We start from the raw sequence: 6,930 nt of genomic DNA, 5'->3' as shown, positions 1-6,930 counted from the left end.
GGAGCCGGGGGCGTTGGGGGTATCTTTGCCCCTACACTATTTATGGGGAAGTATAATGGGCAATTGCATTGCCAAAGCAATTAACAGTGTTGGAATCTTCCCAAACCAAATTTCTGAAAGTAATTTTACACTAGTGGGAATGGCCGGTCTAATGGCCGGGTACTCCACGCCCCACTTACGGCAATATTCCTTATAGCGGAGGTTACAGGGGGGTATGAATTGTTTATTCCGTTAATGATAACCTCAGCAATCTCCTTTTCCATAACCAAATACGTACACTCACACTCTGTCTACAACATGGAATTGGGTAGAAAGGGAGAATTAATTACACATGATAAGGACCATGCCGTTTTGACTTTGATGGATATAGACAAGGTTATTGAGGATAGTTTTGTGCCTATATACCCTGAGATGAACCTAGGGGATATTGTACACCAAGCGGTGGTAAAATCCAATAGAAATATATTTCCTGTAATTGATAAGGAAGACAATACACTATTGGGGATTATTTTATTGGATGACATACGCCCCATTATGTTCGATCAGAAATTGTACAAAGAAGTGATGGCGGCCGACATAATGAACACCCCCCCTGAAATTATTGAATTGGACAAGGATAAAATGACGGATATTATGGAGAAATTTCAAAATAGTGGTGCTTGGAACCTGCCCGTTATTAAGGATGAAAAGTATGTTGGTTTTATCTCCAAATCCAAGCTCTTGACCGCTTACAGAAGAAAATTAATAAATTTAACCTCATAAACCCTGCTTAGAAATGAAGTATATTATTTCTTTAATTCTATTGGCTTCCTTAGCTTCCATCATTTATGGCTTTAGCATTAGTGAAGAAAACTTGGCCTTATCCAATAAATGCATAGGTTTTGGTACAGTCGGCATATTTTTGGTCGCCATGCCCCTCTTTCTTATCAAGGTGAGCAAAGGCAAAAAATGAAGGATTATATGCTCACCGAGGAAAACATTAGAAAAATGCAGGGAAAGGAAAAGGAAACCAAGGACAAGCAGTAATTTTGATATTTTTTAAATTGATTATATCCAATTTTGACCAAAAAACATAAATTAGTAATCTAAACGATTATTATTTTAATTTCATTGGAATGACTGGAACTGTAAAAATTTTTTAATGAATCCAGGGATATGGCTTCATTACCAACGATGACACGGGTAAGGACATTTTTGTTCATGCTACTGCATTAAACGGAACTGAACTTAACGAAGGAGACAAAGTAGAATATCAGGAAGAAGAAGGGCGCAAGGGTATAGTTGCTGCAAAAGTGCAAGTAATTGGCTAATACTATTTTTTTTGAAAAAATTGTAAACCCTTGGTATCCGCTAGGGGTTTTTGTTTTTGACCAACCTATCAATTCCTTAACTATCTTACCAAAACCATTACAAAACCATCGGCTCCATTGCCCATTGTAGTGCTATTTTGGTCCAGCACCAATTGTGATTTGTCAATCACAATCTCCCCAATCTCCTTGTCATTAACCTCCAAATAGAATTGGTCTTTCTCCTGTAAAACGGAATAAGTGTAGGTCCCTGTTGGCAAGCCATTGTGTATTGCGTTGGACCCGTCATTATTGGCAACGATCAATGTCCCATCTTTGGGTGTCGAATTTCCAAACAATTGCCCCTTTTTCAAAATCTTCATCAATCCCAGCGAAACCGCCACTAACATTGATCAGGCTCCAAGTTCCACCAAGCTTGTCGTTCTTTTCATGTGCATTATCCGTGGAACATCCAGTAAAGACAAAAATCAAACCCAAGAAGAGCATTAATCCATATGCTTTCATATTACCCAAGATTGTTGAACTAAAAATTAGATGCAAAAGCCATTAATAAGTTGCGTACTTGGTAAATGCAAATGATTGCTTTCTAATTTAAATTGCGCTTCTGAATAAAGAAGCGTTTTAAAATTTCCGATGCTTCCTCCTCCATTACCCCGTTCACCAATTCGGTTTTGGGATGTATTTTGGTTCCCATGGTTACAAAGCCCTATCCATATCCTTTGCTGCATAGACAATTTTGGAAATTTGGCTCCAATACAGAGCACCTGCACACATTTGACAAGGCTCCAGGGTTACATATAGGGTGCAATTGTGAAGATATTTGCCCCCCAAAAAATTGGCTGCTGCCGTAATGGCCTGCATCTCGGCATGTGCCGTAACATCGTTTAAACGCTCGGTTAAATTATGTGCCCTGGCAATGATCCTGTTCTCAACAACAATAACGGCCCCAACAGGCACCTCACCTATTTCAAAAGCAGCTTCTGCCTCTTGTAAGGCCTTTTTCATAAAATAGTTGTCGTCAAACGGGTTTATCATACCTAACAATTAAGGCACAATAGTAAACAATATTGGCGAAGGTTCAAAAAAAATACCATTTGATTAAAATATCATGAAAAACCGCCAATCCTATACTATAAAACATGCCATTCAATATTTAAATACATTAGTTTTGCGTAACTTTTTTAGTATGCCCAAGGGAATTCTTCAACATATTAGCGACCCTAAGGATATTCGAACCTTGGAAATAGTCGATTTAATACAACTTGCCCAAGAATTAAGGGAGTTTATTATAGACATCGTTGCCACCAAAGAAGGACATTTGGGAGCGAGTCTAGGCGTTGTAGAACTAACCATCGCCCTTCACTATGTTTTTAACACTCCAAAAGACAAACTAATATGGGATGTTGGCCATCAGGCTTATGGCCATAAAATACTAACAGGACGCAGGGAAATATTCAACACCAATAGGCAATTGGGAGGAATAAGCGGATTTCCGAAACGCTCAGAAAGCCTATATGACGACTTTGGCACCGGACATAGTTCAACCTCCATTTCGGCAATCCTGGGAATGGCCTTGGCCTCACAAATAAAGGGTATAAAGAATATGCAGCACATTGCTGTAATAGGTGATGCTTCCATTGCTAGTGGTATGGCTTTTGAAGGGCTTAATCATGCAGGGGACACCAATGCCAATATCCTTATTATCCTAAATGACAACGCCATAGGGATTGATCCCAGTGTAGGGGCCTTGAAAAAATACCTTACCAATGTTAAAAAAGGTACTGCCAAAGACGAAAACATATTTGAATGTCTAAATTTTAACTATTCAGGCCCCATGGATGGGCACGATCTGGCGGCCTTGATCAAGGAACTAAAGAGACTAAAGGAAATTGAAGGACCCAAATTGCTCCATATCATAACCACTAAGGGCAAAGGGCTCCAAAAAGCCGAGGAGAATCAAGTTGTATATCACGCTCCCGGAAAATTTAATAAGGAAACGGGCGACCTTTGGCCCAAAACCTCTGAAATACAACCTCCAAAATATCAGGATGTATTTGGGCACACCCTCGTGGAATTGGCCGAAAACAATGAAAAAATAGTGGGAATAACTCCAGCAATGCCTACCGGAAGCTCACTAAAATACATGATGGAACAACTCCCCGAAAGGGCATTTGATGTGGGCATTGCAGAGCAACATGCAGTAACCATGGCCGGTGGAATGGCTGCAGAAGGCCTGGTCCCATTTTGCAATATCTACTCTACCTTTTTACAACGTGCCTATGACCAGATCATTCATGATGTGGCACTGCAGAATCTTCCGGTTATTTTCTGTTTGGATCGTGCAGGCCTGGTAGGGCAGGACGGTGCCACCCATCACGGAATATATGATATGGCATATTTAAGGTGTATTCCAAATCTCATTATTTTTGCACCTTTAAACGAAATTGAACTAAGGAATATAATGTTCACTGCACAACTAGGCTTAGAGCATCCCATTGCCATAAGATACCCTAGAGGGAGAGGCGTGACATTGGATTGGAAACAAAAATTCAATAAAATTCCGATTGGAATATCCCAAGAATTAAAAAAAGGAACGAAAATTGCGGTACTTTCGATCGGTCATATTGGGAATATGGTTAGTGATTTACTAAAGGACGTGAATGAAAGGGGCCAAATTGGCCATTACAATATGCGTTTTGTAAAACCTTTGGACACCCTTATGTTACAGAAAATATTCTTGACCTATGAAAGCGTCATTACCATTGAGGATGGCTGTAAAATGGGGGGATTTGGAAGTGCAATTTTGGAATATGCCAACGAGATCCATAGTTTTGTCCCAATAAAAATTTTTGGAATTGAAGATGTTTTTATAGAGCAGGGAACCGTTGAAGAACTCCATAAAATATCTAAAATAGACATATCGACCTTAAAAAATTATATTAACAACCTTTTGAATATTGATTAGCATGTACGGTAAAATTTTCATTATTGTCCTTCTGTTCCTAAATTTTAATTTTTTATTCTCACAAGATACCATTCCTGCTCCACAATCCCCGGATTCCACCCAGGTAGATTCGATGCGTGTTGATTCCATGCGCATAGACACCATAGTAATACGGACCTTGCAGGACAAAATAAAGTACATTCCACGGGGGGCGGACCTGACCAATCCAGTTGTTTCATTTAAACGCACCAAGCCACTTGAAGAAAAATATAGACGTTTTAGAATTCCATCATTTTGGGAAAAGGAGAATAAACTTGGATTTAATTTTAGCGAGGTAGCTTTTGTAAACTGGAATGCGGGGGGTAACAATTCCATTTCAGGACTGGCCAGCGCCAAATTTGTACGAAATTATAAATTTAGATACGTTCAACTAAACAACAATTTGGACATACGATATGGTCTTAATGCCCAAGAAGGCTTTAAATTAAGAAAATCCGATGATGCATTGCGGTTTTCCTCCACCTTTGCGTTTAGAAGGGATACCATAAGTAATTGGTACTATTCCGCCAGCGCAGAATTTAGGACACAATTCTCCAATGGTTACAAATACCCTGATAGGGACAAACCCATTTCCAGATTTATGGCGCCTGGGTATGCCCTATTGGGTGCTGGTACCTCCTATATTCCCGAAGGCAAAAAATTTAACCTGCGTTTAGCCCCGCTTACCTTCAAATCTACCTTTGTGTTAGACCAAACCTTGGCCAACAACGGCGCCTTTGGGGTACAAAGAGCACTGATAGATACCGATGGCAACATCATAAAAGAGGGCGAAAATGTTTATCTGGAGTTTGGTTTTTTGGTGTCCAACACCTGGGAAACCATGGTTTATGAAAATGTGAAATTAAATCACAGGCTGCAATTATACTCGGATTATGTAAAGAATTTTGGAAACATAGATATTGACTGGGAAGTAAACGTGGACCTGACCGTAAACAAATATGTAAAGGCATCCATAGGTACCCATGTCCTATATGACCACGACATTATTTTCGACGAGGTAAAAGCTGCAGACGGTACCATTACAACCCCGGGAAAGCGTAAAGTACAATTTAAACAATTGCTGGGGGTTGGCTTAACATATGATTTTTAAAGCTGTTTCCCCATAATTTTATTATGGATATGTACTGCGGCACTATCCGATAAGCTGGCAACATAGCAGCAGGTATTTAAAAGTATGTCGTATGTAGAACCTTTGGTTTCCCTATAGGCTTCGGGCAAAGTAGAAATCATAAGTCGGTCATAATTGGAACTGTTCCCTTCCTTATTCCTGATCAATGCCGTATTGTATACATCCAAAATGTCCGAGATAATCCTGTACCCTGCTATTTCTTTTTCCAATACTTCTTGTGACCTGTAAATCTTCTGTACACTTAATGTAATAATGTCTTGGATCTGGGCCTTGAACTTGCTTTTATCCATCAAGGAAACCGAAAATTCCCCCTTTAAAATAGCATCCTCATTTTCTATAAAAATAGCAATTGCATCGGATATCAAGGTATTGATCGCCAAAGCCCTTAAATAGCTCAGACGGTCCTCCATATAGACAAGATTATTATATTTTTTAATATTGATACTGTCCTTAACCAACTTTATTAGATATTCCAAGGCATAATCCTCTGAAATAAGCCCTAAATTGATTCCGTCCTCAAAATCGATAATGGTATAACAGATATCATCAGCCGCCTCTACTAGGAAAGTTAGGGGGTGTCTGCAAAAACCAATGTCCTTGCCTTTTCCCCTTGATTCCAGTCCAAGTTCAGTGGCCACCTCCTGAAAAGAAGCCACATCCTGTTGGAAAAACCCAAATTTCTTGTCCGCAATATGTTTGGTCGGTTTTTTGGGCAAGGATTCCTTTGGATACTTCATAAAAGCGCCCAAAGTGGCGTAACTAAGTCGCAATCCACCTTCAACACCCTGGCGGGATTCCGTTAATAATCTATATCCATTGGCATTTCCTTCAAAATCTATGATGTCCTGATATTCTTTTTGGGTCAACATTGTTTCAAATTGTTTGCCCCTGCCTGTTTTAAAATATTCCCCAATGGCCTTTTCCCCGCTATGCCCAAAAGGTGGGTTGCCTATATCATGTGCCAAGGCCGCGGCGGCTACAATAGCTCCAAAATCATTAAAATGAAAGCCGTGCACTTCGCGCAAATGAGGATGTTTTTCCAGAATTTTCTTCCCTGCTATCCTTCCAAGGCTTCTACCTACCACCGAGACCTCCAAACTATGGGTTAGACGGGTGTGCACAAAATCGGTTTTGGAAAGGGGTATTACCTGAGTCTTGTCCTGTAAGCTCCTAAAGGCTGCAGAAAATATCACCCTGTCGTAATCCACTTCAAAACCCAATCGGGTTTCATCCTGTTCCTTTCTTATTCTTTTGTGGGTATCCCCAGAGCGCTTTAAGGATAAAAGCTGTTCCCAATTCATAGTCTTTATTTAACGGCCGCAAGATACATTTTTAGACATTCAACACATAATAAAACCATCTTCCCCTTTAGCCTGCCAAAACCAGAACCCCAATTTTAACGATTAATTAAACTTAAGATTACAATGAATTCAATCCCTATCCCCATCTTAGCGTTTGTCTTAAGACTAAATTGGTTTCATTTAAAATAT

6 protein-coding genes and 3 pseudogenes are annotated in these 6,930 nt (G+C 39.7%); 5 read left to right on the top strand and 4 right to left on the bottom strand.

The window, feature by feature from the left end; genetic code table 11:
* The 3 genes and pseudogenes from U735_RS24800 to U735_RS25415 form a co-directional block, all read left to right on the top strand.
* Positions 1-762: pseudogene (locus tag U735_RS24800) on the top strand (chloride channel protein); the annotation flags it as partial.
* A 108-nt stretch (positions 763-870) separates the two neighbouring features.
* Positions 871-1,026: a hypothetical protein gene (locus U735_RS26165; protein ID WP_316933039.1), complete on the top strand. Its 156-nt coding sequence runs from the start codon at positions 871-873 to the stop codon at positions 1,024-1,026.
* 89 nt (positions 1,027-1,115) lie between these two features.
* Positions 1,116-1,310: pseudogene (locus tag U735_RS25415) on the top strand (cold-shock protein).
* Between the two features lie 80 nt (positions 1,311-1,390).
* Here U735_RS25415 and U735_RS0124305 read toward each other — a convergent pair.
* The 3 genes and pseudogenes from U735_RS0124305 to U735_RS24790 all read right to left on the bottom strand — a co-directional run bounded on the left by U735_RS0124305 (position 1,391) and on the right by U735_RS24790 (position 2,342).
* The gene (locus U735_RS0124305) at positions 1,391-1,645 is read right to left on the bottom strand and encodes a hypothetical protein (protein WP_157365043.1); all 255 of its coding nucleotides are present in this window, start codon (positions 1,643-1,645) and stop codon (positions 1,391-1,393) included.
* Complete coding sequence (locus U735_RS0124300; protein WP_031446308.1) at positions 1,596-1,811, bottom strand: hypothetical protein; 216 nt, start codon at positions 1,809-1,811, stop codon at positions 1,596-1,598. The genes U735_RS0124305 and U735_RS0124300 overlap by 50 nt, the downstream gene beginning before the upstream one ends.
* Before the next feature lie 82 nt (positions 1,812-1,893).
* Positions 1,894-2,342: pseudogene (locus U735_RS24790) on the bottom strand (nucleoside deaminase).
* A gap of 151 nt (positions 2,343-2,493) precedes the next feature.
* Between U735_RS24790 and U735_RS0124290 the strand changes: the two are divergent.
* Together U735_RS0124290 and U735_RS0124285 are read left to right on the top strand one after the other, a co-directional pair.
* A complete protein-coding gene (locus U735_RS0124290) occupies positions 2,494-4,272 on the top strand; it encodes a 1-deoxy-D-xylulose-5-phosphate synthase (protein WP_031441859.1) in 1,779 nt (592 codons plus the stop codon).
* A gap of 1 nt (position 4,273) precedes the next feature.
* Positions 4,274-5,401, top strand: a complete 1,128-nt coding sequence (locus U735_RS0124285; RefSeq protein WP_031446307.1) for a DUF3078 domain-containing protein — start codon at positions 4,274-4,276, stop codon at positions 5,399-5,401.
* Here U735_RS0124285 and dgt read toward each other — a convergent pair.
* Positions 5,398-6,741 (bottom strand): dGTP triphosphohydrolase, encoded by a 1,344-nt coding sequence (gene dgt, locus U735_RS0124280; RefSeq protein WP_031446306.1) that lies wholly within the window; start codon positions 6,739-6,741, stop codon positions 5,398-5,400. The genes U735_RS0124285 and dgt overlap by 4 nt on opposite strands.
* Positions 6,742-6,930 lie beyond the last annotated feature (189 nt).

This window comes from Arenibacter algicola, assembly GCF_000733925.1.
GTDB classification, from domain to species: domain Bacteria; phylum Bacteroidota; class Bacteroidia; order Flavobacteriales; family Flavobacteriaceae; genus Arenibacter; species Arenibacter algicola.
This window is presented reverse-complemented; position numbering and strand designations above follow the sequence as displayed.

Coding starts and splice junctions, on each gene's coding strand:
- U735_RS26165 (WP_316933039.1), top strand. CDS start 871: ATGCATAGGTTTTGGTACAGTCGGCATATTTTTGGTCGCCATGCCCCT.
- U735_RS0124300 (WP_031446308.1), bottom strand. CDS start 1,811: ATGAAAGCATATGGATTAATGCTCTTCTTGGGTTTGATTTTTGTCTTT.
- U735_RS0124290 (WP_031441859.1), top strand. CDS start 2,494: ATGCCCAAGGGAATTCTTCAACATATTAGCGACCCTAAGGATATTCGA.
- U735_RS0124285 (WP_031446307.1), top strand. CDS start 4,274: ATGTACGGTAAAATTTTCATTATTGTCCTTCTGTTCCTAAATTTTAAT.
- dgt (WP_031446306.1), bottom strand. CDS start 6,741: ATGAATTGGGAACAGCTTTTATCCTTAAAGCGCTCTGGGGATACCCAC.